The 25,558-nt window shown below is 54.5% G+C and carries 22 protein-coding genes and 5 tRNA genes; 3 read left to right on the plus strand and 24 right to left on the minus strand.

What is annotated here, in order from left to right; all coding sequences use genetic code 11:
• Positions 1-56 precede the first annotated feature (56 nt).
• Positions 57-416 carry a protein YbgS gene (locus RHN82_RS03050; RefSeq protein WP_047053045.1) on the plus strand — a complete coding sequence of 120 codons (360 nt, stop codon included), beginning with the start codon at positions 57-59 and terminating at the stop codon, positions 414-416.
• A 99-nt stretch (positions 417-515) separates the two neighbouring features.
• Positions 516-1,454 carry a CDF family zinc transporter ZitB gene (gene zitB, locus RHN82_RS03055; protein WP_047053044.1) on the plus strand — a complete coding sequence of 313 codons (939 nt, stop codon included), beginning with the start codon at positions 516-518 and terminating at the stop codon, positions 1,452-1,454.
• On the opposite strand, the gene pnuC is transcribed toward zitB, so the two are convergent.
• The 20 genes from pnuC to mngA form a co-directional block, all read right to left on the minus strand.
• The gene (pnuC, locus tag RHN82_RS03060; RefSeq protein WP_023296141.1) at positions 1,451-2,170 is read right to left on the minus strand and encodes a nicotinamide riboside transporter PnuC; all 720 of its coding nucleotides are present in this window, start codon (positions 2,168-2,170) and stop codon (positions 1,451-1,453) included. The two genes, zitB and pnuC, sit on opposite strands and share 4 nt — an antisense overlap.
• Positions 2,171-2,192: 22 nt before the next feature.
• A complete protein-coding gene (nadA, locus tag RHN82_RS03065) occupies positions 2,193-3,236 on the minus strand; it encodes a quinolinate synthase NadA (protein ID WP_047053041.1) in 1,044 nt (347 codons plus the stop codon).
• Positions 3,237-3,466: 230 nt separating this feature from the next.
• Positions 3,467-3,542: transfer RNA gene (locus RHN82_RS03070), tRNA-Lys, on the minus strand.
• A gap of 31 nt (positions 3,543-3,573) precedes the next feature.
• A tRNA-Lys gene (locus RHN82_RS03075) sits at positions 3,574-3,649 on the minus strand.
• Between the two features lie 41 nt (positions 3,650-3,690).
• Positions 3,691-3,766: transfer RNA gene (locus RHN82_RS03080), tRNA-Lys, on the minus strand.
• Positions 3,767-3,769: 3 nt separating this feature from the next.
• Positions 3,770-3,845, minus strand: a tRNA-Val gene (locus RHN82_RS03085).
• Positions 3,846-3,872: 27 nt separating this feature from the next.
• A tRNA-Lys gene (locus RHN82_RS03090) sits at positions 3,873-3,948 on the minus strand.
• A 161-nt stretch (positions 3,949-4,109) separates the two neighbouring features.
• The gene (cpoB, locus tag RHN82_RS03095) at positions 4,110-4,898 is read right to left on the minus strand and encodes a cell division protein CpoB (protein WP_003858574.1); all 789 of its coding nucleotides are present in this window, start codon (positions 4,896-4,898) and stop codon (positions 4,110-4,112) included.
• A gap of 9 nt (positions 4,899-4,907) precedes the next feature.
• Positions 4,908-5,429: a peptidoglycan-associated lipoprotein Pal gene (pal, locus tag RHN82_RS03100; RefSeq protein WP_003858578.1), complete on the minus strand. Its 522-nt coding sequence runs from the start codon at positions 5,427-5,429 to the stop codon at positions 4,908-4,910.
• Between the two features lie 34 nt (positions 5,430-5,463).
• Positions 5,464-6,756 (minus strand): Tol-Pal system beta propeller repeat protein TolB, encoded by a 1,293-nt coding sequence (tolB, locus tag RHN82_RS03105; RefSeq protein ID WP_017384962.1) that lies wholly within the window; start codon positions 6,754-6,756, stop codon positions 5,464-5,466.
• A gap of 100 nt (positions 6,757-6,856) precedes the next feature.
• Positions 6,857-8,104, minus strand: a complete 1,248-nt coding sequence (gene tolA, locus RHN82_RS03110) for a cell envelope integrity protein TolA (RefSeq protein ID WP_047053039.1) — start codon at positions 8,102-8,104, stop codon at positions 6,857-6,859.
• Positions 8,105-8,132: 28 nt separating this feature from the next.
• Positions 8,133-8,561: a colicin uptake protein TolR gene (gene tolR / locus RHN82_RS03115; protein WP_003858589.1), complete on the minus strand. Its 429-nt coding sequence runs from the start codon at positions 8,559-8,561 to the stop codon at positions 8,133-8,135.
• Between the two features lie 3 nt (positions 8,562-8,564).
• On the minus strand, positions 8,565-9,257 hold the full coding sequence (tolQ, locus tag RHN82_RS03120; protein ID WP_003858590.1) for a Tol-Pal system protein TolQ: 693 nt from the start codon (positions 9,255-9,257) through the stop codon (positions 8,565-8,567).
• Positions 9,254-9,658 (minus strand): tol-pal system-associated acyl-CoA thioesterase, encoded by a 405-nt coding sequence (ybgC, locus tag RHN82_RS03125; protein ID WP_003858593.1) that lies wholly within the window; start codon positions 9,656-9,658, stop codon positions 9,254-9,256. Before ybgC ends, tolQ begins: the two co-directional genes overlap by 4 nt.
• A 148-nt stretch (positions 9,659-9,806) precedes the next feature.
• Complete coding sequence (ybgE, locus tag RHN82_RS03130) at positions 9,807-10,097, minus strand: cyd operon protein YbgE (protein WP_003858596.1); 291 nt, start codon at positions 10,095-10,097, stop codon at positions 9,807-9,809.
• Positions 10,097-10,210 carry a cytochrome bd-I oxidase subunit CydX gene (gene cydX, locus RHN82_RS03135; protein ID WP_003858598.1) on the minus strand — a complete coding sequence of 38 codons (114 nt, stop codon included), beginning with the start codon at positions 10,208-10,210 and terminating at the stop codon, positions 10,097-10,099. The genes ybgE and cydX overlap by 1 nt, the downstream gene beginning before the upstream one ends.
• Before the next feature lie 14 nt (positions 10,211-10,224).
• Positions 10,225-11,364 carry a cytochrome d ubiquinol oxidase subunit II gene (gene cydB / locus RHN82_RS03140; RefSeq protein ID WP_023303309.1) on the minus strand — a complete coding sequence of 380 codons (1,140 nt, stop codon included), beginning with the start codon at positions 11,362-11,364 and terminating at the stop codon, positions 10,225-10,227.
• Between the two features lie 15 nt (positions 11,365-11,379).
• Positions 11,380-12,948, minus strand: coding sequence for a cytochrome ubiquinol oxidase subunit I (gene cydA / locus RHN82_RS03145; protein WP_003858601.1), 1,569 nt, complete (start codon positions 12,946-12,948; stop codon positions 11,380-11,382).
• A gap of 679 nt (positions 12,949-13,627) precedes the next feature.
• The gene (gene mngB / locus RHN82_RS03150; RefSeq protein ID WP_047053035.1) at positions 13,628-16,264 is read right to left on the minus strand and encodes a mannosylglycerate hydrolase; all 2,637 of its coding nucleotides are present in this window, start codon (positions 16,262-16,264) and stop codon (positions 13,628-13,630) included.
• Positions 16,265-16,287: 23 nt separating this feature from the next.
• Positions 16,288-18,204, minus strand: a complete 1,917-nt coding sequence (mngA, locus tag RHN82_RS03155; RefSeq protein WP_047053034.1) for a PTS 2-O-a-mannosyl-D-glycerate transporter subunit IIABC — start codon at positions 18,202-18,204, stop codon at positions 16,288-16,290.
• Between the two features lie 171 nt (positions 18,205-18,375).
• On the opposite strand from mngA, the gene RHN82_RS03160 reads away from it, so the two are divergent.
• A complete protein-coding gene (locus RHN82_RS03160; protein ID WP_047053032.1) occupies positions 18,376-19,092 on the plus strand; it encodes a GntR family transcriptional regulator in 717 nt (238 codons plus the stop codon).
• An 86-nt stretch (positions 19,093-19,178) separates the two neighbouring features.
• Here the strand turns inward: RHN82_RS03160 and sucD are convergent, their stop codons facing one another.
• From sucD to sucA, 4 genes are all read right to left on the minus strand, one after another.
• Positions 19,179-20,048: a succinate--CoA ligase subunit alpha gene (gene sucD / locus RHN82_RS03165; protein ID WP_003858609.1), complete on the minus strand. Its 870-nt coding sequence runs from the start codon at positions 20,046-20,048 to the stop codon at positions 19,179-19,181.
• Positions 20,048-21,214 (minus strand): ADP-forming succinate--CoA ligase subunit beta, encoded by a 1,167-nt coding sequence (gene sucC / locus RHN82_RS03170; RefSeq protein ID WP_017384968.1) that lies wholly within the window; start codon positions 21,212-21,214, stop codon positions 20,048-20,050. The genes sucD and sucC overlap by 1 nt, the downstream gene beginning before the upstream one ends.
• Before the next feature lie 84 nt (positions 21,215-21,298).
• On the minus strand, positions 21,299-22,525 hold the full coding sequence (odhB, locus tag RHN82_RS03175) for a 2-oxoglutarate dehydrogenase complex dihydrolipoyllysine-residue succinyltransferase (RefSeq protein WP_047053031.1): 1,227 nt from the start codon (positions 22,523-22,525) through the stop codon (positions 21,299-21,301).
• Between the two features lie 14 nt (positions 22,526-22,539).
• Complete coding sequence (gene sucA / locus RHN82_RS03180) at positions 22,540-25,347, minus strand: 2-oxoglutarate dehydrogenase E1 component (protein WP_003858615.1); 2,808 nt, start codon at positions 25,345-25,347, stop codon at positions 22,540-22,542.
• Positions 25,348-25,558: the final 211 nt, after the last annotated feature.

Raw genomic sequence — 25,558 nt, forward strand, 5'->3', positions numbered from 1 at the left:
AAGATGCACTGTTGGAGAATGTTATCCAGCGTAACGATAAGAACAGGAGCACCATGATGAAAATGACGAAACTGACTACGCTTTTCCTGACGGCAACCCTTACCCTGGCAAGCGGTAGCGTACTGGCTGCTGATGCAGGCTCATCCGGCAGCAACGGCGACGCGAATGCCGCTGCCGAGGCGGGCCAGGTTGCGCCGGATGCAAAACAGAATATTGCGCCAAACAATGTTGATAACAGTAATATCAACACGGGCAATACCAACACCGGCGGGACGAACACAGGCACGATGAACCATGACGGTATGAGTACCGACGAGGTGCACAAAAACTCAGTGTGTAAAGACGGGAAATGCCCGGACCCGAATGACAAAGTGGGCAGCGATGCCAATACCAAAACGGACGGTACTACCCAGTAACCTTCCGTAAGGTAAAACAGGGAGAGCGAATGCTCTCCTTTTTTATTTAAGCTCTTAAAAACGCTACACTAAAAATAATAATAAATCAGGAACGATACCATGGCGCACTCCCACTCCCATTCCCACTCCACTGGCGATGAAAATGCCAAACGGCTTTTGCTGGCTTTTGGCGTCACTGCCACCTTTATGATAATTGAGGTAACAGGCGGGCTGATATCCGGATCGCTGGCGCTGCTGGCCGATGCCGGGCATATGCTGACCGACGCTGCCGCGCTCCTGTTTGCTCTGCTGGCCGTGCAGTTTGCCCGTCGCCCTCCCAATGCCCGCCACACCTTTGGCTGGCTCAGGCTGACCACGCTTGCCGCCTTTGTGAATGCGATTGCGCTGGTGGTCATTACCATTCTTATCGTCTGGGAGGCTTTTCAGCGCTTTCGGCATCCACAACCGGTAGCCGGGACGACAATGATGGTTATCGCCATTGCCGGGTTGGTCGCCAATATTCTGGCGTTCTGGATATTGCACCGCGGCAGCAGCGAAAAAAATCTGAACGTACGGGCCGCGGCGCTTCATGTACTGGGCGATCTGCTGGGTTCCGTAGGTGCTATCGTAGCCGCGCTGATCATTATGGGCACGGGCTGGACTCCCATCGACCCGATTCTTTCCGTGCTGGTATCGTGCCTTGTTTTACGCAGTGCCTGGCGGCTGTTGAAAGAGAGCGTCAATGAGCTGCTGGAAGGCGCTCCCACGTCGCTGGATATTGGCGAGCTAAAACGCAATCTGTGTCGTTCCATTCCTGAAGTCCGTAACGTTCACCACGTTCACGTCTGGCTGGTGGGTGAGAAACCGCTTATGACGCTGCACGTTCAGGTTATTCCGCCCCACGATCACGATGCGTTGCTTGAACGTATTCGGCACTTCCTTGAGCATCACTACGAAATTGCGCACGCCACTATTCAGATGGAGTATCAGCCCTGTAACGGGCCAGACTGTCACCTGAACGAGGCGCAGTCCGGCCACTCACACGTCCATCACCATTAACGGGAAAGCGCGCGAGAGCCACGCTCACGCGCGCTGTTAATCCACATGCGACTGCCGTTCAGGGCAATGACCGTCAGCAGCATGTACTCCAGCGACATGGCATAAACACCCTGGCGGGCAAAAATCACCACGCTAATGACGTTGATGACCACCCACAGCAGCCAGTTCTCAACGTATTTACGGGTCATCAGGATCATTGCGGCAATCGACAACACCATCATGCAGGAATCCCAGAACGGGAAGGCATCCGGCTGAAGCTCAGGCATCGTCACGTTTAATCCCAGACCCGACATGACCGAGACCGCCACGCGCGTCAGGAAGGCAAATACCGGATCAATAAAGACGGTCATAAAGCCGATAGCCACCACGCAGGCCGCGAACCAGGCGATGGCTTTTGGCAACGGTAGCCAGCGGATTTGCAGTTCCGCCTCCTGCTGACTGTTTTGCCGAGACCAGGCGTACCAGCCATAGATATTGGCTGCGAAGAAGAACAGCTGTAGAAGCAGGCTGGCGTAGAGCTGGATCTGGAAAAAGATGATCGCAAACAGCGTGACGTTTATCAGCCCGAACGCATAGTTACTTATCTTCTCAAGGCTGGCCAGCCAGATACAGAGTAAACCGGCCAGCGTACCCACCGCTTCAATCCACGACAGGTCATAGCCGCCCGCACCAATCGGGATATGAACCAGTATGTTCTGTGTGCTAAAAAAATCCATTTTTTCTCCGGGGCGTAATAAGTTAAGTACGTAGTGTAGCCGCAAAATCCAGCATACGGTTAAGTGGAATTAACGCGCCTTCACGCAGAGCGGCATCCACGTGGATCTCATGCGCTGCGCCACCGTTCTCCAGGCCCTCCGCAATCGCTTTGAGCCCATTCATCGCCATCCACGGACAATGCGCGCAGCTTCGGCAGGTCGCCCCTTCTCCGGCGGTCGGCGCTTCGAGCAACGTTTTTTCCGGCACGGCCTGCTGCATCTTGTAGAAGATACCGCGATCGGTCGCCACAATGAGCTGCTTGTGCGGCAGGGTTTTCGCAGCATGAATAAGCTGGCTGGTTGACCCGACGGCATCCGCCATGTCGACGATGGACTGCGGGGATTCCGGGTGCACCAGAATTGCGGCGTCCGGGTATAACCCTCTCATGCGCGTCAGGGTCTGGGTCTTAAACTCGTCGTGAACGATACAGGCGCCCTGCCAGCACAGCACATCCGCACCGGTCTGTTTTTGTACGTAGTTCCCCAGGTGACGATCGGGCGCCCAGATGATTTTCTCCCCCAGGCTGTCCAGATGCTCAATCAGCTCAACGGCGATACTGGACGTCACTACCCAGTCTGCCCGGGCTTTCACTGCCGCAGACGTGTTGGCATAGACCACCACGGTACGGTCAGGGTGGGCATCACAGAAGGCGGTGAACTCATCAATCGGGCAACCGAGGTCAAGGGAGCATTCGGCATTCAGCGTCGGCATCAGTATGGTTTTTTCCGGGCTGAGAATTTTTGCCGTTTCGCCCATGAAGCGCACACCTGCAACCAGCAGCGTGGAGGCAGGATGTTTAGCACCGAAACGCGCCATTTCCAGGGAGTCTGAAATACAGCCGCCCGTCTCTTCCGCCAGCTGCTGAATTTCCGGGTCGGTGTAGTAATGCGCCACCATCACCGCATCACGCTCTTTAAGCAGGCGCTTGATTTTCTCACGATAGAACTGTTTTTCATCCCTGCTTAGCGGAGCGGGCTTCGGCGGGAAGGGATAGATTGCGGTTTCGGGATCAAACATCACACTCATTATGGCTTCTCGTTTTACTGGCTTAACAATATTGCCTTTGTTTTGCATGAGATAACAAAAATGAGGCAATGGTGTTTTATATACTAAACAAGATAGCGAATTTGAGGGGGAATGTCACCGGGAATTGATGCCGGTAGCATCTGTCGGATGGCGGCTTCGCCTTACCCGCCCTGCAAGGCACTGGCGAACGACAGATAGCAAAAAGGCGCCTTTAGGGCGCCTTTCAACACTGGTGGGTCGTGCAGGATTCGAACCTGCGACCAATTGATTAAAAGTCAACTGCTCTACCAACTGAGCTAACGACCCCTTGCGGGATGTACTTCAAATCTATTCAGGCTGGTGGGTCGTGCAGGATTCGAACCTGCGACCAATTGATTAAAAGTCAACTGCTCTACCAACTGAGCTAACGACCCATTCGGGTGTTGCCTGAATTATCACTCGGAACCAATAAAATTGGTGGGTCGTGCAGGATTCGAACCTGCGACCAATTGATTAAAAGTCAACTGCTCTACCAACTGAGCTAACGACCCGAGTGGTGGGTGATGACGGGCTCGAACCGCCGACCCCCTCCGTGTAAAGGAGATGCTCTACCAACTGAGCTAATCACCCACTCTGTACTGCCGGAACTGCTTTAAGTGGTGGGTCGTGCAGGATTCGAACCTGCGACCAATTGATTAAAAGTCAACTGCTCTACCAACTGAGCTAACGACCCACTTTTGCGCTGCTTTCACGTTGTTTGATATCCCGTGGCAACGGCGGCATATATTACTGATTTAAGAATTCTGCGCAACAAAAATTTCGATGAAGATCACTTAACTGCTTAGGAATCATGCTGCACGACCAGAAATAACGCGATTTCTGGTCATGCGATAATCAACCCATCGAACTCAAACGTTTTTGCGCTTGTTTGGCGCCGTCTGTACCCGGGAATTTCGCAACCACCTGCTGATAAACCGCTTTGGCTTTTGCCGTGTCGCCTTTGTCCTGCATGATCACGCCGACTTTATACATCGCATCAGGCGCTTTAGGTGATTTCGGGTAATTTTTCACCACAGAGGCAAAATAAAACGCCGCATCATCCTTTTTACCCTTGTTGTAATTCAACTGACCCAGCCAGTAGTTCGCATTTGGCTGGTAAGTGGAATCAGGGTATTTCTTCACGAAGTTCTGAAACGCAACGATAGCATCGTCCTGCCGCGATTTATCCTGCACCAGGGCAATGGCCGCGTTGTAGTCCGTATTCGCGTCACCGCTCTGTACAGGCGCACCAGACGACGCGGAGGCATCTGCCGCAGGTGCAGGCGTTGCCGCACCGCTTTGATCGCCTGCTGCTGGCTGTGCTGCTGCTCCGCCGCTGTTCAGGCTATCCATCTGCAACAAAATTTGCTTCTGGCGCTCCACAACCTGATTAAGCTGATACTGACTCTCCTGGATCTGACCACGAAGGGAATCAATATCATTCTGGTTATCGGAAAGCTGCTGCTGGAGTTGAGTTAAAAGCTGGCTGTGAGCGTTAGATATACGCTCGAGTTGAGTGACCCGGTCTTCTACCGAGCCTGAGCCGACACTACTGATTGGTGCCTGAGCAAAAGCGGCCCAGGGGGCCGCTATTCCAACCAGTAACGACAGACTCATCAGATGATGTCTGAAGTTACTGCTCATGCAATTCTCTTAGTAAACGAGTACGGCACGACGGTTTTTGGAGTAAGCCGCTTCGTCGTGACCCAGTACTGCTGGTTTTTCTTTACCGTAAGAAACGATGGAGATCTGGTCAGCAGAAACGCCTTTACCCTGGAGGTACATTTTAACAGCGTTTGCACGACGTTCACCCAGGGAGATGTTGTACTCCGGAGTACCACGTTCGTCCGCATGACCTTCTACGGTGACTTTGTAAGACGGGTTGCTACGCAGGAAGTTTGCGTGCGCATCCAGCATTGCAGCGAAGTCAGAACGGATGTCGTATTTATCCAGATCGAAGTAAACGATGTTGTTCTGCTGTAACTGCTGCATCTGAAGACGCGCTTGCTCTTCAGAAGACATATTGCCATTGCCGTTAGCGTCCATACCGGTGCCGGCACCCATCATGCCTTCGCCGCTCTGGTCATTGCTTGCGTTCTTGTTAGAAGAACACGCTGCGATTGCCATAACAGGCAGAGCGATCATCAGCCCCTTCAGCACTTTGTTCAGTTGCATTTCTAAGATTCCTTTAGTAATCAATTAATTATTATTACAGATACGGCGACCAGGCAGGTGATTTTACCTGTCCATCAGTTGCCGGAAGACGCGCTTTGAAACGCCCATCTGTAGAAACCAGATTCAGCACGGATCCCATCCCCTGAGAAGAGCTGTAGATTACCATGGTGCCGTTAGGTGCCAGACTTGGCGTTTCATCCAGGAACGTTGACGACAGTACTTGTACGCCCCCCGTTACCAGATCTTGTTTGGCAATGTGCTGCTGACCACCCGCAGTACTGACCATTACCATTGTTTTACCATCGGCACTGACGTCAGCATCCTGGTTCTGAGAACCTTCCCAGGTAATACGCTGCGCTGCTCCGCCGTTGATATTCACTTTATAAACTTGTGGACGACCTGCCTGGTCAGACGTAAAGGCCAGATTCTGGCTGTCCGGGAACCAGGTTGGCTCAGTGTTGTTGCTACGACCATCCGTGACCTGACGGATCTGACCAGAACCAATATCCATCACGTACAGGTTCAGGCTACCGGTTTTAGACAGGGCAAACGCCAGTTTGGTACCGTCCGGAGAGAACGCAGGCGCACCGTTGTGACGCGGGAATGACGCAACCTGACGCACAGCACCGTTAGAGAGCGTCTGGATGACCAGCGCGGAACGGCCGCTTTCGAAGGTCACGTACGCCAGCTTAGAGCCGTCCGGAGACCATGCCGGAGACATCAGCGGCTGTGGTGAACGGTGTACGGTGAACTGGTTGTAGCCATCGTAGTCAGAGACGCGCAGCTCATAAGGGAACTGGCCGCCGTTGGTCTGTACTACGTACGCGATACGGGTACGGAACGCACCTTTAATACCGGTCAGCTTCTCAAACACTTCGTCACTCGCCGTGTGGCCTGCGTAACGCAGCCACTGCTTGTTCACCTTATACGTGTTTTGAGCCAGAACGGTACCCGGCGCACCGCCAGTATCCACCAGCTGATAAGCGACGTTATAGCCGCCGTCTGGCGCAGGAGTAACCTGTCCGACAACCACGGCATCAATACCCAGTGCAGACCATGCAGCAGGTTGAACTTCCTGAGCGGTACCCGGCTGCTGCGGCAGACGAGAACGATCTAAGGGGTTAAATTTACCGCTGTTACGCAGGTCAGCTGCAACAATGCCGCCAATATCTTCAGGCGCAGCGCCCGGGCCTGCCCACTGGAACGGAACGACACCGATTGGACGCGCTGAGTCGTTCCAGTCGGTAATGTCGATGCTTACTGTGGCATGCACTGCTGACGTCAACAGTACTAAAAAACCAAAAGCTAATCGTAATGCCTGCTTCATCATATCTCCCTTATCCGAACAATAAGTCCTGGATAATTTAGCAGAAGGTTAACAAACTCAAATACACAAAACTATCAGAACCCGATAACCGCAGCTCTGCTTATGGCTTAAAGTTCAGCGAAGCGTCTTTGAACACTTCATAGACAGCCTGTGACGGAGGTTTTGGCAATTTTGCCTGGTTCACTGCCACAAGTGCAGCCTGGCATAACGCTTCATCTCCCCCTTCTGACTCAACGCTCAGCACCATACCATCCGTAGCCAGTTTAATATGCAGTCGGCACGTTTTCCCGGTATAGAGCGATTTATCGTTAAGTCTGCTGGCAATAGCCGCAGCAATCTGATTCTTATAGTCGTTGATCTCAGCGCCAGAAGCACCGTTGTTCTTAGTGTTACCACTTCCTGCCGGTGCTGCGTTACTTCCTTTCGCCCCACCGCCCGTTTTCGGTGCATTCTTACCGGAGCTCAGGTCGCCCAGCAGATCGTCAACCCCTGCGGCAGCGGCTTTTTCCGCAGCAGCGGCCTTTTTAGCCGCGGCTTTTTCGGCAGCCGCTTTCTTATCAGCAGCGGCTTTCTCAGCTGCCGCTTTTTTATCAGCAGCGGCTTTTTCCGCAGCGGCGGCTTTTTCTGCCGCAGCTTTCTCGGCGGCGGCCGCTTTTTTCGCAGCATCGGCAGCCGCTTTCTTCTCTGCTTCCTGCGCAGCTTTTTTGGCGGCTTCCGCTTCGGCTTTCTTCTGTGCGTCAGCGGCCGCTTTTTTCGCCGCTTCAGCTTCTGCTTTCTTCTTCGCATCAGCAGCGGCTTTCTTCGCCGCTTCGGCTTCCGCTTTCTTCTGCGCATCAGCCGCCGCTTTCTTCGCCGCTTCTGCGGCTAACTTAGCCTGAGCATCTGCCTGCGCCTTCGCGTCTGCTGCGGCTTTGGCTGCCGCCTCTTCCGCCTGCTTCTGCTGTTCCTGAGCTTTCTTCGCTGCGGCTTCAGCCTGTTTCTGCTGCTCCGCCTGCTCTTTAGCGGCTTCCTGCGCCTGCAAACGCTCTTTCTCAAGCTGCTTCAGACGTTCCTGCTCGGCGGCCTGCTTTTCACGCAGCTCTTCCGCCTGCTGTTGCGCCTGTTTTTCACGCTGTTCTTCCGCGCGTTTTGCGCTCGCCTGCTGCTGTTGCTGGCGATTATAGTTCTGCACTACCGCACCGGGATCCACCATGACGGCGTCGATGGACGAGCCTCCACTGCCGCCTGATGCATCAAGGTGCTCATCGAACGAACTCCAGATCAGTGCTGCAAAAAGAATTACGTGCAGCACTGCGGAGACGATTATCGCTCGCTTAAGCTTGTCGTTCTGTTCGGTTGCCTTTGACACTATCGGTTCCCAAAAACTACGCAGATGATCAAATAGGCTGAGTCATTAAGCCAACCGACTTAACGCCCGCGCTATGTAGCAAGTTCAGCGCTTTGATAATTTCATCATATGGTACGTCTTTCGCACCACCGATTAAGAAGACCGTCTTCGGATTTGACTCCAGACGTCGTTGCGCTTCAGCAATAACCTGCTCTGGCGGAAGCTGATCCATACGATCTTTCTCTACCACCACGCTGTACTGCCCTACGCCGGAAACCTCAATGATGACCGGAGGATCGTCATTGGTGCTTACCGCCTGTGATTCTGTCGCATCCGGCAGATCAACTTCCACGCTCTGGGTGATGATGGGCGCTGTCGCCATAAAGATCAGCAGCAGCACCAGCAGCACGTCCAGTAACGGAACGATATTGATTTCGGACTTGAGCTCGCGACGACCTCGTCCACGCGATCTGGCCATGGTTTACCCCTTGTTGCTCTCGGTGCTGGTAAACGCCTGACGATGCAGAATCGCGGTGAACTCTTCCATAAAGTTGTCGTAGTTCAGTTCCAGTTTGTTCACGCGCTGGTTCAGACGGTTGTACGCCATTACCGCCGGAATTGCGGCGAACAGACCGATTGCGGTCGCGATCAGTGCTTCTGCGATACCCGGTGCAACCATCTGCAACGTTGCCTGTTTCACCGCCCCCAGGGCGATAAAGGCGTGCATGATCCCCCACACCGTACCAAACAGGCCGATATACGGGCTGATGGAGCCAACGGTTCCGAGGAAAGGAATATGCGTTTCAAGATTTTCCAGTTCGCGGTTCATGGAGATGCGCATCGCACGCGACGCTCCTTCTACCACGGCTTCCGGCGCATGGCTGTTAGCGCGATGTAAGCGAGCGAACTCTTTGAAACCGCTATAGAAAATTTGTTCGGAGCCTGAAAGGTTATCACGGCGTCCCTGGCTTTCCTGGTACAGACGAGAAAGCTCAATACCCGACCAGAACTTATCTTCAAACGCTTCGGCTTCGCGGCCGGCGGCATTGAGGATACGCGTTCTCTGGATGATGATGGCCCAGGATGCGATTGAAAAACCAATCAAAATCAACATGATAAGTTTAACCAGAAGGCTTGCCTTCAGGAACAAATCAAGGATATTCATGTCAGTCACTGCTTAAACTCCGCGACAATAGACTTAGGAAGCGCACGAGGCTTCATTATGGTTGGATCAACACAGACAATCAGGACTTCAGCTGAGTTCAGTACCGTATTCTCTGCATTGACTATCCGCTGCGTGAAAACCAGTGAAGTTCCGCGCATTGATGTAATTTCTGTTTGAACTTCGAGCATATCGTCGAGTCTGGCAGGCGCAAAATACTCAAGCGTCATCTTGCGTACCACGAAGGCAACTCGCTCAGCCAACAGCACCTGTTGACTAAAGTGATGATGGCGCAGCATCTCTGTGCGTGCCCGTTCATAAAAAGCAACGTAGCTGGCGTGGTAGACCACACCACCGGCATCAGTATCTTCGTAATAGACACGTACCGGCCATCGAAACAGCGTTGTATTCACTTTACATCCCGGTAATACAAGAAAAGTTGGAGCTTTCAAACTTCGCTACTATACGCGCGGGAATGATGGTTTGGAATGGGGGAAAGTAAACGGAGAGTAAATTTTTATGGGCCAGGGTAAGCCCATAACGTTAACGGACATTTCTTATTCAGAAGAAGAAGAAAATCAAACCGGCGAGGAGAACCAGATCGGCAATCAGTGGGCAGAAGATGCCCTGCCAGTGAAGCGCTTTCGGACGAAAGCCGACACCGTGAATCACGCCTGCGCACACCGCCCACATAATCAGGAAGCCGTGCCAGATTTCAAGCTCGCTGGTTTTCGCCGCGAAGCGCGACGGGTCCCAGAAGATACAGCCTGCCAGCAGTAATGCCATAATGAGGGAAAGCGCCCTCAAGGGGCGCTTATCCATTACCGCATATAACGTTGCGATAATATTCATTAGTGCTTTTCTTCACCTGCTTTGGTCGCTTCTACATGCTCAAGCGCCAGGGCAGTGATGACACCAAACGCACAGGCAAGAAGCGTCCCTAAAATCCATGCGAAATACCACATATTCAGCTCCTTACTTAGTACATAGAGTGGGTGTTGCTTTCGATATGTTCTTTAGTGATACGACCGAACATTTTCCAGTAACACCAGATGGTGTAAGCCAGAACAATCGGAACGAACACGCAAGCCACATAGGTCATTAAGTTCAGCGTCATATGGCTGGACGTTGCATCCCACATGGTCAGACTGGCATTCATCATGGTGCTGGATGGCATCACGAACGGGAACATCGCAATACCGGCCGTCAGGATGATGCACGCCAGCGTCAGGGAAGAGAATACGAACGCCAGAGCGCCTTTCTCCAGACGAGACGTCAGCACGGTCAGCAGCGGCAGCAGCACACCCAGAGCCGGGATAGCCCACAGCACAGGGGTATTGTTGAAGTTCACCAGCCATGCACCGGCCTGACGCGCCACCTCTTTGGTCAGCGGGTTAGACGGCGCAGCATGGTTGATAGCAGACGTCACCACGTATCCATCAATACCATACACCACCCACACGCCTGCCAGCGCGAAGCAGACCAGCGTCACCAGCGCCGCCACCTGAGCGGTAGCGCGGGAACGCAGATGCAGTTCACCTACGGTACGCATCTGGAGATAGGTTGCCCCCTGGGTGATGATCATCGCCACGCTCACCACGCCCGCCAGCAGACCAAACGGATTCAGCAGCTGGAAGAAGTTACCGGTGTAGAACAGACGCATATATTCGTCGACGTGGAACGGTACGCCCTGCAACAGGTTACCGAACGCCACACCAATGACCAGCGGTGGAACGAAGCTACCGATGAAGATGCCCCAGTCCCACATGTTACGCCAGCGGGTGTCTTCAATCTTGGAACGGTAGTCGAAACCCACCGGACGGAAGAATAAAGAAGCCAGCACCAGAATCATCGCCACATAGAAGCCGGAGAACGCAGCCGCGTAGACCATCGGCCAGGCAGCGAACAGCGCGCCGCCTGCGGTGATCAGCCACACCTGGTTACCGTCCCAGTGCGGGGCGATGGAGTTGATCATGATTCGACGCTCGGTGTCATTACGACCGAGGAAACGGGTGAGCATGCCCACGCCCATGTCGAAACCATCGGTGACCGCGAAACCAATCAGCAGAACACCGATCAGCAGCCACCAGATAAAACGCAATACTTCATAATCGATCATTTGATGACTCCTGTCTTAGCGTGCCGGCTGAGTAGTCGCAACAGACTGCTCGTAGTGGTAGCGACCGGTTTTCAAGCTGCTTGGGCCAAGGCGCGCGAACTTGAACATCAGGAACAGTTCAGCCACCAGGAACAGGGTGTACAGACCGCAAATGAGCAGCATGGAGAAGATCAGGTCGCCTGCGGTCAGGGAGGAGTTCGCTACCGCTGTTGGCAGCACCTCACCGATGGCCCACGGCTGACGGCCATATTCCGCAACAAACCAGCCGGACTCGATAGCAATCCATGGCAGTGGGATACCGTACAGCGCGGTGCGCAGCAGCCATTTTTTCTCACCGATACGGTTACGAATGACTGACCAGAACGAGGCCGCGATGATCAGCAGCATGATAATGCCGCAACCCACCATGATGCGGAACGCGAAGTACAGCGGCGCAACGCGTGGAATAGAGTCTTTGGTTGCCATCTGAATCTGCGCTTCCGTCGCGTCGGAGACGTTCGGGGTATAGCGTTTCAGCAGCAGACCGTAACCGAGGTCTTTCTTCACGTCGTTAAATTGATCGCGAACGGCCTGGTCGGTAGAGCCGGCGCGCAGCTGTTCCAGAAGTGAGTAGGCTTTCATCCCGTTACGGATACGCTCTTCATGCTGCACCATCAGATCTTTCAGGCCAGTCACCTGTTTGTCGACGGAGCGCGTGGCGATAATACCCAGAGCGTAAGGAATTTGAATGGCGAAGCGGTTTTCCTGCGCTTCCTGGTCAGGCACACCGAACAGGGTAAACGCTGCCGGTGCTGGCTGGGTTTCCCATTCAGCTTCAATTGCGGCGAGTTTGGTTTTCTGCACGTCGCCCATTTCGTAACCGGATTCATCACCCAGAACAATAACGGACAGAATCGCGGCCATACCGAAGCTTGCTGCGATAGCAAAAGAACGCTTGGCAAAGGCGAAGTCGCGGCCGCGCAGCATATAGTAGGAGCTGATGCCCAGCACGAACATCGCGCCGCACACATAGCCAGACGCCACGGTGTGAACGAATTTAACCTGAGCAACCGGGTTCAGGACTAGCTCAGCGAAGCTGACCATCTCCATACGCATGGTTTCGAAGTTGAAATCAGATGCGATTGGGTTTTGCATCCAGCCGTTCGCCACCAGGATCCACAGTGCGGACAAGTTGGAGCCTAATGCCACCAGCCAGGTTACCGCCATATGCTGGACTTTACCCAGACGGTCCCAACCGAAGAAGAACAGACCTACAAAGGTGGATTCGAGGAAGAAGGCCATCAGACCTTCAATGGCCAGCGGCGCACCGAAAATATCCCCCACATAGTGGGAATAGTAAGACCAGTTTGTCCCGAACTGGAACTCCATGGTCAGACCGGTTGCCACGCCCAGCGCAAAGTTGATACCAAACAACTTGCCCCAGAACTTGGTCATATCTTTATAAATCTGTTTGCCGGAGAGGACGTAAACCGTTTCCATGATGGCCAGCAGGAACGCCATACCGAGCGTCAGCGGCACAAACAGGAAGTGGTACATCGCGGTCAAGGCAAACTGTAAGCGCGACAGTTCGACTACGTCTAACATTATGACTCCTTGCTCATCGCATGAAGACTCCGAGAGTGAACCCCGTTAGATAAGGATCCACACGCATGCCCCAATACAAAGTAATCTGCTTCCCTTCTTCGTTGCTTATTCTCTACATGAGGAAAAAGCAATGATGAAAGGTTACAAATACGTTAAGAAAAAACCAAATTGATCCCGTAAATATAATACGCTGCAAAACCCTTACAATAAACAGGTTTTTATTCGAACAGATTTACGTTTTTCGACGGCGATCAATTTATAGCAAAATTACCACTTTTCGGCCATTTTGATCGGGAACAATTTAACGCCTTTTGGAGCCTTTTTCCAAGGATTAAACATTGATTTAAATCAAAAACAGCCAGAGCTGTTAATGATGTTTCTTTGTGGTACGGATAGTAAAAACCTTGTTAATAATATGTATATTTAAAGGCGTTATTGGTTATAAAAGCCAGATGATAATATAAACAGTTGTGATTTTTATTAACGCACGAGAAAAAACGCTTTTTGCCGGAAGATAAACATATAATGTTATCAGCTTCACAGTATTTTTCTTTCGCTTTGCTACCCGCCGAAACGATTACATTTCATTCACCTTTAATAATCTTAAAATTAACACCGTTTCGTGACTATTCGATGAAATAAAGGCCGCAGGAATGCGGCCTTTATTTTGTTTTGAGGATTACCTTTCAATTTTTATGCTGAAGGTGCGTGACTGGCCTGGCCGGAACGGTCCCGTAATGGCTGAACCCTCCTCCCCTTGCGCTTTGCACAACTCATTCATGTCCGTTTCGCAACAGGCCTGGACCTCACGGTTCACAGACAAAGCCACGTCACAGGAGCGGGTCTCCGAAGGGTTATACAGACGAAGAATCATCTCGTCACGATCCTCCGCTTTTTTCAGCGCACTGAGTACGCATCCGTTAGGCGCCAGCGTTAGCAGGCTATAGCTACAGGGAGTGGTGAAAGAGGCGCGGTTAAGCTTCATCGCATCCCACGGGATTTTGTTATAACAGTGCACTGGCGTTAACCACGACTTCGCCTGCTGCGCAACGCCAGCACTGACGGGCGTACCATTAAAACTGAACAGGCTAAAGCGACAGGTTAACTGGCCCCGCATCTGCGAATCAGGCACCGGCATTTTGATCCCGGACGGTCTGCCGGGGCGCAGCAGTAAATCTTCCTTCCCAAGCACACCCACGCCGCGCAGCAACGTCAGGGCAAACGTTTTTTGACGCTCGCCAGTCACTTCAAATTCGCGCAATCCTTCGGTAAACAGCGCCATCCCGTTACGCCGTTCCTGGAGCACCGCGTAGTTGAGCAGATTCCACACCGGCAGCGGCGCTTCCTTCCAGCCCTCCTCCTGCCAGTTCGCCATCGCTTCATCCTGTACAGGTCGCGTCAGCGAACCGAACTGGGTATCGGCTAACACCGTGTCTGTGGTAAATGGCGTCGGGATCAGCACCCGCACACGGTGGTCATCCGCGTGATTTCCGAGACGCGCCTCAACGTCGATACGTCGGCTGTTATGGCTGAGCGTGACCGTGAGCTCTGCCTCAAGCGTTCCCGTCTGCTGACGCGCAGAACGTTCGGCGAGATCCGCCGGCACCGCCATGCGATGGCGGATCACCGCCCTGCTCTGCCAGGCCTCGTGGATCACCTCAACCTCATGCTCGCCCTGTGCGGAAGTGAGTCTCCACTCTTCCCGTGAAGGCGAGTAGTCGTACTCATCGCCATCATCCGAGCTCTCTTCTATTTCCAGCACGCGGTCATAGATAAGCCCGGACGCTTTATCGAGCAGACGCAGGGTGCCGTCGTCGTTTAACGTTATTTCCCAGAAAGCATTTTCCAGTAACGCCTCCGACGATTTTTCTGCCGCCAGCAGCTTGCCAGCCACGTGCGGCTCGATATAGAGCGTGCGGTAGCCCATTGATGGCAGGATCTGATTGAGCTGGATATCAAACTCCATAAAGGGATCGTAGTTGCCGTAATGTACAATTTGCCGGTCAATCAAGCCGGGGTCGATTTCACGCGCGCTGCGCAGGCAGTAAGGGATTTCATTCCCCCTATCGTCCAGCAGGCGGAACTGGCTGGCACGCAGACGTATCGTGGTGTTAATCACTTCCTCACGCGGCCAGGGCGTGAGGTTAAATATCACCAGTTTGTCTTCCTCGCTCTGCGGCATGTTGTCGACAATCTTGCGCATATAGAAGCATGTCAGGTTATCGGCCATGTCTTCCGCCAGCTCGAAGCGTGACATCACCTCACGATGCACTTTGTCACTACAGCAGCAGCCGATACTGTCGTGGGCGTGATTCTTGAGGATCTCTTTCCACATTTTTTCCAGCAAGCCGTGGTGATACTCAAAGCACAGCGTCCAGGCAAGCGTGGCCAGCGGCTCAAGGACGTTGACGATTTTATTCTCTATCCGGGCGTGGGCGATTTTAATGTCCATCCGCGTGGAGCCTATCGTCCGGTGCACCCGCATATATTTACCGTCAATAAACTCCCCTTTCAGCGTCGCCAGTTCATCGCGGTGCGCGTCAATGTGGTCAAACACCTCCTCGAAGCGGCTCATCACAAACTGACGCTGCGGATAGATTTCGCGCAGCTTATCCATCACCGCAAAGATGTTCTGCTGGAGCGGCATCTGATCATGGCCGTTAGGCAGTAAAATTTCTTTCGTCACGGAGGCTTTTTCCAGCACCTCGAAGTACGTGTCGAGCCGTTTGCGCAGCCCGGCCTCATCCTCCGGTAAGTACTTACCAATCGCGTAGCCCAGCGGTAGCACCTGTGCCGTCACTTCGCTACCGTCCTGACTTTGCCAGAGAAATTCGGTTTTATCGGTACCGTGCCGCTCGGAACACCCGCGCCAGAACATGGTGCGCGTGATGCCAAAACCGTTGTAAATGTGCGGCAGCTGGGAGGACATGCCGAAGGAGTCCGGCAGATAGCCAATTTTCATCGGCTCGCCAAAGGCCAGACAGTCGCGAATGCCGTACATCAGATTTCGGACAATCGACTCGCCGGAGACAAGGGTGGTGTCCGTCTGGGTATACCACGGCCCGATAATCAGCTTCCCGGCCGCCACCAGCGCCTTCACGCGTGGCCTGTTTTCCGGTTTTACGGCAAAATAATCTTCCAGCACCGCCGTCTGGCCGTCGAGAACGTAGTATTTATACTCTGCGTCCTGCTCAAGACGGGTGAGGATCTCTTCCATATTATTGACCAGAAGAATACGTGACGCTTCGGTGGTGAAGTACCACTCCCGGTCCCAGTGCATATGTGGCGTGATATGAACGCGAGATACAGCTTTCATCTTCGTTTCCTGTCAGTGCGTGTTTACGATGGTATGTCTTCAGTCACGTAGGTGCCGCTCTTCACGGCCTGGCGTCGCCAGAGCAGTAAAATGAGCGTAGAGATTGCGGCGCCAATCAGCGCGGCGCCAAACCAGCCAACAGCGGCCATCACGCCGCCCATCCCGGCATCATGCAGTAAGAAGAGCGAGAAAATGCCCGCGCCTGGGGTGGATAGCCCAATCCCCATCGCCCCGACAATCGCTCCGGTCGCCATTGACCCCAGAACAAATGAGCCGATGACCCGCAGCGGATCTTCGATAGCCATCGGAATTGCCCCTTCGGTGATGCCCGCCAGCCCCAGCAGCCATGTGGACTTGCCGGTTTCAATTTCGAACTGTTTGAACAGGTTCGGAGCCAGCATCGTTGATGCCGTCACGGTAAAGGCCGATACCATTTTGACGGAGGCAAAAATCGCATAAGGCCCGTATACGCCATTGGCCATCGCTCCCAGACAGAACGCGTAAGAGGCTTTGTTGACCGGACCGCCCAGATCGAACGAGCACATAAAGCCCAGGATCGCCCCCAGCAGCAGCGCGTTCGCGCCGGACAGACCGTTAAGCCAGGCGGTCAGGGCGTTATTGATCCAGGCCACCGGTTCGCCGATCACAAACAGTATCAGGCTGCCTGCGCCCAGCACACCAATCACCGGATAGAGATAAAAGGTCAGAAAGCCGTTGTAGCGGCTACTCAGCCGGATGTGGTTTTTCACCCAGCGCATCAGGTAGCCCGCAATCAGCCCGCCGACGATGGCCCCGAGAAAACCAGAGCCGATCATATTGGCGGCAAGACCCGCCGCAAAGCCGGGCGTAAGTGCAGGTTTATCCGCCAGCGAGTAAGCGGTATAGGCCGCCAGAACAGGCACCATCAGAATACCGAGCATCCCGCCGCCCAGTTTGCGGTACATCCACAGCCACGAGTTTTCCTGATCGAACAGATGCTGCAAGCCCAGGATTTGCGCCAGCAGTACCGACACGGCCAGCACCGTGCCGCCAGCGACAATCAGCGGCACCGCAAAAGAGATACCGCTGAGCAGCGCCTGCTTGAGTTCGGTTTTAACGCACTTTTTCGCGTCCGAGTCGACGTGCGCAGGACGCGCATCGGATACAGGCTGTAGCGCCAGCGCACGCTCAATGAGCGCTTCCGCATGGCGCAAGGGTTCCGCGACAGGCACGGAAATGGCGGGGATCCCCTGAAAACGCTCACGCTCTTTGATCGCCACTTCCGCCGCGAAGATACACGCTTTTGCCTCCTGCAACTGCTGCGCGGTGATGCGCCCCTCAATACCATTCGCCCCCTGCTTTTCGACCACCACATTGACGCCGAGCTTACGTCCCGCTTTTTCGAGATATTCCGCTGCCATGTAGGTATGGGCGATCCCGGCCGGACAGGCGGTTACGCAGACGATCGTCGGGGCATTCTCCGCAACGGCGGTTTCTTGTGCGTCAGGCGCCGTTTCCAGCGCCGCAAGCACCGCTTCCGCGCTGGTCGCCGTCATCACGCGCGCCCTGAGCTCGTCATCCGCCAGGCGAGACGTCAGTTCCGTCAGGACCTGAATATGCGTTGACCCCGCTTGAGCGGGAGGAATGGCGAGCAGAAAAATCAGCTCGACCTCCTCCGGCCCGTCCACGCCTTCCCAGGCCAGCGGCTCGCGCAGTGTGGCCACAGCAAAAGCCGCTTCCTTTACCGCCACTGATTTACCATGGGGTACGGCCAGCCCCTCGCCCAGCGCCGTCGGGCCAAGCGATTCCCGATGGAAAACGTCTGCCAGAAACGTATCGGCGTCGGCTATTTTGCCCAACGCCACCAGCCGCGTCGCAAGCTGACGGATTGCCTCATCACGGCTGGTGAACTGCGCCTGCACGCAGACAGCACGGGGGTCGGTCAGAGTCGTCAGGTTCATAAAGATCCTCACCTATCCAAAGTTATTGTCTGGGGAGGATTGTGGCAGACCGGATAATACATTTATGTGATCATTTTCACTAACACCGATATTTGTATCTTATTTGTATTATTTACAAATTTACCGCTGAAGGCATAATTCCCTGAAAAGGTATTTAAAAGGCGCGACACAATGGGCAATAAACCGATGTACCGGCAGATCGCCGATGCGTTCCGCGAGAAAATTAATGCCGGTGAGTTAAAACCTGGCGACGCGCTGCCGACGGAATCCAGCCTTCAGGAGGCGTTTAGCGTCAGCCGTGTCACCGTGCGGCAGGCGCTGAAGCTGCTCGCCGACGAGCAGATCATCGAAAGTATTCAGGGCAGCGGCTCGTATGTAAAAGAGGAGCGGGTGAATTACGATATTTATCAGCTCACCGGCTTTTACGAAAAGCTGGCGGATCGCAACGTCGATACGCACAGCGACGTCAGCGTCTTCGAAGTGGTGAAAGCCGATGAGCGGCTCGCGGCAAAACTGGCGCTCAATCCGGATGATAAAGTCTGGCACGTCAAGCGCGTACGCTTCATCAGGGAAAAGCCGGTGAATCTGGAAGAGACATGGATGCCGCTGGCGATGTTCCCCGACCTCACCTGGGAAGTGATGGAACAGTCGAAATACCATTACATTGAGCAGATCAAAAAGATGGTTATCGATCGCAGCGAGCAGGAGCTGGTGCCAGTCATGCCATCGGACGAGGCGATTGCCGCCCTGGCGATCGATCCGGCAAAACCGATTCTGGAAAAAGTCTCCCGCGGCTTTCTGAAAGACGGCCGGGTATTTGAATACAGTCGCAACGTGTTTAACACCGACGACTATAAATTCACTCTGGTGGCTAAACGCAGACAATAAAAAAAGGCCGCTTTACAGCGGCCAACCATGTCGAAACGGACATTTTTTTATACTTCAACGCGCCCCATTCGGGGAGCAGAGAGGACTTACTTAATGATGGATTTCAGTGCTTCACCGATATCCGCCAGGCTGCGAACGGTTTTCACGCCTGCGGCTTCCAGTGCTGCGAATTTCTCATCAGCCGTACCTTTACCGCCTGCGATAATCGCGCCCGCGTGACCCATACGTTTGCCTTTCGGCGCGGTCACACCTGCGATGTAACCCACCACCGGCTTGGTCACATGATCTTTGATGTAAGCAGCCGCTTCTTCTTCCGCGCTACCACCGATCTCACCGATCATCACGATCGCTTCGGTCTGTGGATCTTCCTGGAACAGCTTCAGGATGTCGATGAAGTTAGAGCCCGGGATCGGGTCACCGCCGATGCCCACGCAGGTGGACTGACCGAAACCGTAGTCGGTAGTCTGCTTAACCGCTTCATAGGTCAGGGTACCGGAACGGGACACGATGCCCACTTTGCCTGGGCGATGAATGTGGCCCGGCATGATGCCGATTTTGCATTCGCCCGGAGTGATAACGCCTGGGCAGTTCGGGCCGATCATGCGCACGCCTGCTTCGTCCAGCTTCACCTTCACGGTCAGCATATCCAGCGTCGGGATGCCTTCGGTGATGGTGATGATCAGCTTAATGCCTGCGTCGATCGCTTCCAGAATAGAGTCTTTGCAGAACGGCGCCGGAACGTAGATCACGGTCGCGGTTGCGCCCGTCGCTTCTACCGCTTCACGCACGGTGTTGAACACCGGCAGGCCCAGGTGCGTGGTGCCGCCTTTACCTGGCGTTACGCCGCCAACCATCTGCGTACCGTAGGCAATCGCCTGTTCGGAGTGGAAAGTCCCCTGGCTACCGGTGAAGCCCTGGCAGATAACCTTGGTATCTTTATTAATTAAAACGGACATTATTTCCCCTCCACTGCGGCAACAACCTGCTGAGCTGCATCCGTCAGACTTTTCGCTGCAATAATATTCAGGCCGCTGTCAGCCAGTTTTTTCGCGCCGAGTTCAGCGTTGTTCCCTTCCAGACGTACAACAACCGGAACGTTAACGCCCACTTCTTCTACCGCGCCGATGATACCGTCGGCGATCAGGTCGCAACGTACGATACCGCCGAAGATGTTCACCAGAACCGCTTTCACGTTGCTGTCAGAGAGAATGATTTTGAACGCTTCGGTTACGCGCTCTTTAGTTGCGCCACCGCCCACGTCGAGGAAGTTCGCTGGCTCACCGCCGTGCAGCTTAACGATGTCCATGGTGCCCATTGCCAGGCCCGCACCGTTAACCATGCAGCCGATGTTGCCATCCAGCGCCACGTAGTTCAGTTCCCACTGTGCAGCCTGCGCTTCACGCGGATCTTCCTGAGACTGATCGCGCATTTCACGCAGATCGGACTGGCGGAACAGCGCGTTGCCGTCAGCGCCCAGCTTGCCGTCGAGGCAGATCAGGTCGCCCTGGGTGGTGATCACCAGCGGGTTGATCTCGATCAGCGCCAGATCGCGCTCCAGGAAGATGGTCGCCAGACCCATGAAGATCTTGGTGAACTGCTGAACCAGCTTGCCTTCCAGACCTAGTTTGAACGCCAGCTCACGACCCTGGTAAGGCATTGGGCCCGCCAGCGGATCGATAGCCACTTTGTGGATCAGGTGCGGAGTCTCTTCCGCCACTTTTTCGATTTCCACGCCGCCTTCGGTAGACGCCATGAACACCACGCGACGGGAGCTACGGTCTACGACTGCGCCGAGGTACAGTTCTTTCGCGATGTCGGTTGCCGCTTCAACCAGGATCTGGTTAACCGGCTGGCCGTTCGCATCTGTCTGGTAGGTTACCAGACGCTTGCCGAGCCAATGTTCAGCAAACGCACGGATCTCTTCTTTGCTCTTAACAACCTTCACACCGCCCGCTTTACCACGGCCACCAGCGTGAACCTGACATTTAACTACCCACGGGCCGGAACCGATTTTAGACGCGGCTTCTTCTGCTTCACGCGGGGTAGTACAGGCATAACCCACCGGAGCCGGTAAGCCATACCGGGCAAACAGCTGTTTGGCCTGATATTCATGTAAGTTCATGTGTTCTATCCATCCTTCAGGTAATCGTTAGGTAGTGCTTTGTAGGCCCGGCAAGCAACGCGCCGCCGGGCAAGACTGCAAAAACTAGACGTCCAGCAGCAGACGCGTTGGATCTTCCAGCAGCTCTTTAATGGCAACCAGGAAGCCTACGGACTCGCGGCCGTCGATCAGGCGGTGATCGTAAGAGAGCGCCAGGTACATCATCGGCAGGATCTCCACTTTACCGTCTACCGCCATTGGACGATCTTTAATGGCGTGCATACCCAGGATCGCGCTCTGCGGCGGGTTGATGATCGGGGTAGACATCAGCGAGCCGAACACACCACCGTTGGTAATGGTGAAGTTACCGCCGGTCAGATCCTCAACGGTCAGCTTGCCGTCGCGGCCTTTCACGGCCAGCTCTTTGATTTTCTTCTCAATGTCAGCCATACCCAGGGTGTCTACGTCACGCAGAACTGGGGTAACCAGGCCGCGTGGGGTAGAAACCGCCATGCTGACGTCGAAGTAGTTGTGGTAAACCACGTCATCGCCATCGATAGACGCGTTCACTTCCGGGTAGCGTTTCAGCGCTTCAACTACCGCTTTCACGTAGAAGGACATGAAGCCCAGACGGATACCGTGACGTTTTTCAAACGCGTCACCGTACTGCTTGCGCAGATCCATGATTGGCTTCATGTTGACTTCGTTAAAGGTGGTCAGCATCGCGGTGGAGTTTTTCGCTTCCAGCAGACGCTCGGCCACGCGCTTACGCAGGCGGGTCATAGGCACGCGTTTTTCGCTACGAGCGCCCAGAGCGGGCTGTGCCGCTGGTGCTGCCGCAGGGGCTTTCGCTTCCGCTTTCGCCTCAGAAGGCGCTTTTGCCAGATGCTTGTCGATGTCTTCACGCGTCAGACGGCCACCCACGCCGGTGCCTTTGATGGCTGCCGGATCAAGGCTGTGCTCAGCCAGCAGGCGACGGATCGCCGGGCTGAGCGTGTCGTTGGTCTGATCGGACAGAGACGCCTGCTGGCGCTGGGCCGGGGTAGACGCTTTCTCTTCAGATTTGGCGCTGGACTCTTTGCCCGCGCTGTTGCCTTCACGCAGGCGACCCAGGATCTGGCGAGAAGTAACGGTCGTACCTTCATCTTCCAGGACTGCATCCAGAATGCCATCCGCTGAAGCCGGTACTTCCAGTACCACTTTGTCAGTTTCGATTTCTACCAGCACTTCGTCACGGGTTACCGCGTCGCCTGGTTTTTTGTGCCAGGTGGCGACGGTTGCATCTGCTACGGACTCAGGCAGGTCGGGAACAAGAATATCTACGCTACTCATTATGTATCCTTTAATTAATCGACGTTCAGCGCGTCATTGACCAGATCTTGTTGCTGCTTCTGGTGAACGGACATATACCCTACCGCCGGAGAGGCGGAGGCCGGGCGACCTGCATAACGCAGGGCAGACCCAAATGGAATCACTTCACGGAAATGATGCTGGCTGCAATACCATGCGCCCTGGTTGAGCGGCTCTTCCTGGCACCAGACAAAATCATGAACGTGAGCGTACTGTTTCAGCACTTCCTGCATCGCCTGATGCGGGAACGGATAAAGCTGTTCGATACGCACGATGGCGACATCTTTCTGATCGTTCTTACGGCGCTGTTCCAGCAGGTCGTAATAAACCTTACCAGAACACATTACGACACGCTTAACGGCCTGCGGATCCAGCTCGTCAATTTCACCGATGGCCGGCAGGAAGGTGCCGTTTGCCAGCTCTTCCAGGCTGGAGACCGCCAGCGGATGGCGCAGCAGGGATTTTGGCGACATGACTACCAGCGGACGGCGCATACCGCGCAGCGCCTGACGACGCAGCATGTGGTAAACCTGAGCCGGGGTGGACGGCACGCAAACCTGCATGTTCTGCTCGGCGCAGAGTTGCAGATAACGCTCCAGACGCGCGGAGGAGTGCTCCGGACCTTGTCCTTCATAGCCGTGCGGCAGCAGCATCACCAGACCGCACATACGGCCCCACTTCTGCTCACCGGAGGAGATGAACTGGTCGATGACGACCTGCGCACCGTTGGCGAAGTCACCGAACTGCGCTTCCCAGATGGTCAGGGTGCGGGGTTCTGCGGTGGCGTAGCCGTATTCGAAGGCCAGAACCGCTTCTTCTGACAGCACGGAGTCCCAGACCTTGAACTGGCCCTGACCGTTATGCACGTGCTGAAGCGGAGTGTACGTTGAACCGTTAGACTGGTTGTGTACAACCGCATGACGGTGGAAGAAGGTGCCACGACCCGCATCTTCACCGGACAGACGAACCGGAATACCTTCGTCAACCAGCGTCGCATAGGCCAGCGTTTCCGCGCCGCCCCAGTCGAACAGCTTCTCACCCGCCGCCATTGCCTGGCGATCGCCATAGATCTTGGCCACGCGGGACTGCATCTCGATCGCTTCCGGCACGGTGCTGATGCGTTTAGCCAGCTCCTGCAAACGCTTCATCTCAACCTTGTTCGGGTAGCTCTCGTCCCACTCGTGGTTGAGATACGGCGACCAGGTAAAGGAGTGCATGTTCATTGGGCGCAGCTCTTTGACCACGCATTCACCCGCGTCCAGCGCGTCGCGGTAGAGGTTGACCATTTCGGTCGCATCTTCCAGCGTCGCCACTTTTTCGCTTTCCAGCTTGTCAGCATAGATTTTACGCGGCGTCGGGTGTTTTTTGATTTTCTGGTACATCAGCGGCTGGGTTGCACTTGGCTCATCCGCTTCGTTGTGGCCGTGACGGCGGTAGCAGAAGAGGTCAATGAACACATCGCGCTTGAAGGTGTTACGGAAGTCCAGCGCCAGACGGGTCACGAAAGCAACGGCTTCCGGGTCATCCGCGTTAACGTGGAAGATGGGCGCCTGAACCATTTTACCGATGTCGGTGCAGTACGGGGTGGAACGCGCATCCAGCGGGTTAGAGGTGGTGAAGCCCACCTGGTTGTTGATCACGATGCGAACGGTACCGCCCACTTCATAACCACGCGCTTTCGACATGTTCAGGGTTTCCTGAACCACGCCCTGCCCTGTGACCGCCGCATCACCGTGAATGGTGATTGGCAGCACTTTATTGCTGCTCGGCTCGTCCAGACGATCCAGACGCGCACGCACGGAACCGATAACTACCGGGCTGACGATTTCCAGGTGCGACGGGTTAAACGCCAGCGCCAGGTGAACCTGACCGCCCTCGGTTTCGATATCTGACGAGAAGCCCATGTGGTACTTCACGTCACCGGTGCCGAGGTGCTCTTTATGTTTACCCGCAAATTCGTCGAACAGATCCTGCGGCTTTTTACCCAGCACGTTAACCAGCACGTTCAGGCGACCACGGTGCGCCATGCCCAGCACCACTTCGCGCGTGCCGCTCTTACCGGCATGACGAATCAGCTCTTTCAGCATCGGGACTAACGCATCGCCGCCCTCCAGTGAGAAGCGTTTTGCGCCAGGGAATTTCGCGCCCAGATAGCGCTCAAGGCCTTCCGCTGCGGTCAATTCGCTGAGGAAACGTTTTTTCTCTTCTGCTGAGAAATTCGCGTGGCCTGCCACGGATTCGATACGCTGCTGGATCCAGCGTTTCTCTTCGGTGGAGGTAATGTGCATATATTCCGCGCCGATGGAGCCGCAGTAGGTTTGCTTGAGCGCGTCAATCAGATCGCCCAGCTTCATCGTGTCTTTGCCGATGGCAAAGGAACCTACGTTAAAGCTTTCCTGGAAATCGGCCTCGGTCAGATCGTGATAAGCCGGATCGAGATCCGCTACACGTTCCTGCTGCCACAGTCCCAGCGGATCGAGATTCGCATGCTGGTGACCACGGAAGCGATAAGCGTTGATAAGTTGCAGGACTTTAACCTGCTTCGCATTGGTGTCAGGGTCGGAAATCGCAGAAGAGTAACGTGAGGCATCCTTCGCCAGACGACGGAAATAATCACGTGTTTTTGAATGGAATTGATCCGGTTTGACCCCTGTACCAGGCAACTGCTGGAACATGGAACGCCAGTTTGCGTCCACTGAGTCAGGATCGGTTAAGAAGTCTTCATAGAGCTGTTCTATCCAGCTCTGGTTTGAACCAGAGAGGTAAGAAGAGTCCAGCCAGGCTTTCATTGCGCCGTTCTGCATCGTGATCCCTTAAGCATTTTTATGCTTACTTTCGCCGTAGAAACTACCACGCACACCATGTGTACGTGCCGGGGTTCACCTGCGAGCTCTTTGTGGCCCGCGAAGGAACCTTTAGAAACTGTCTAAATAATCTTCGTCGTTCCGGCTGCGACTGCGTTGCGGCTTTCACTCACCCCAGTCACATAGTCAACTATGCTCCAGGGGATTCGTT

The sequence above is a fragment of the Enterobacter cloacae complex sp. EB5 genome (assembly GCF_031432835.1).
Lineage (GTDB): Bacteria > Pseudomonadota > Gammaproteobacteria > Enterobacterales > Enterobacteriaceae > Enterobacter > Enterobacter hormaechei_C.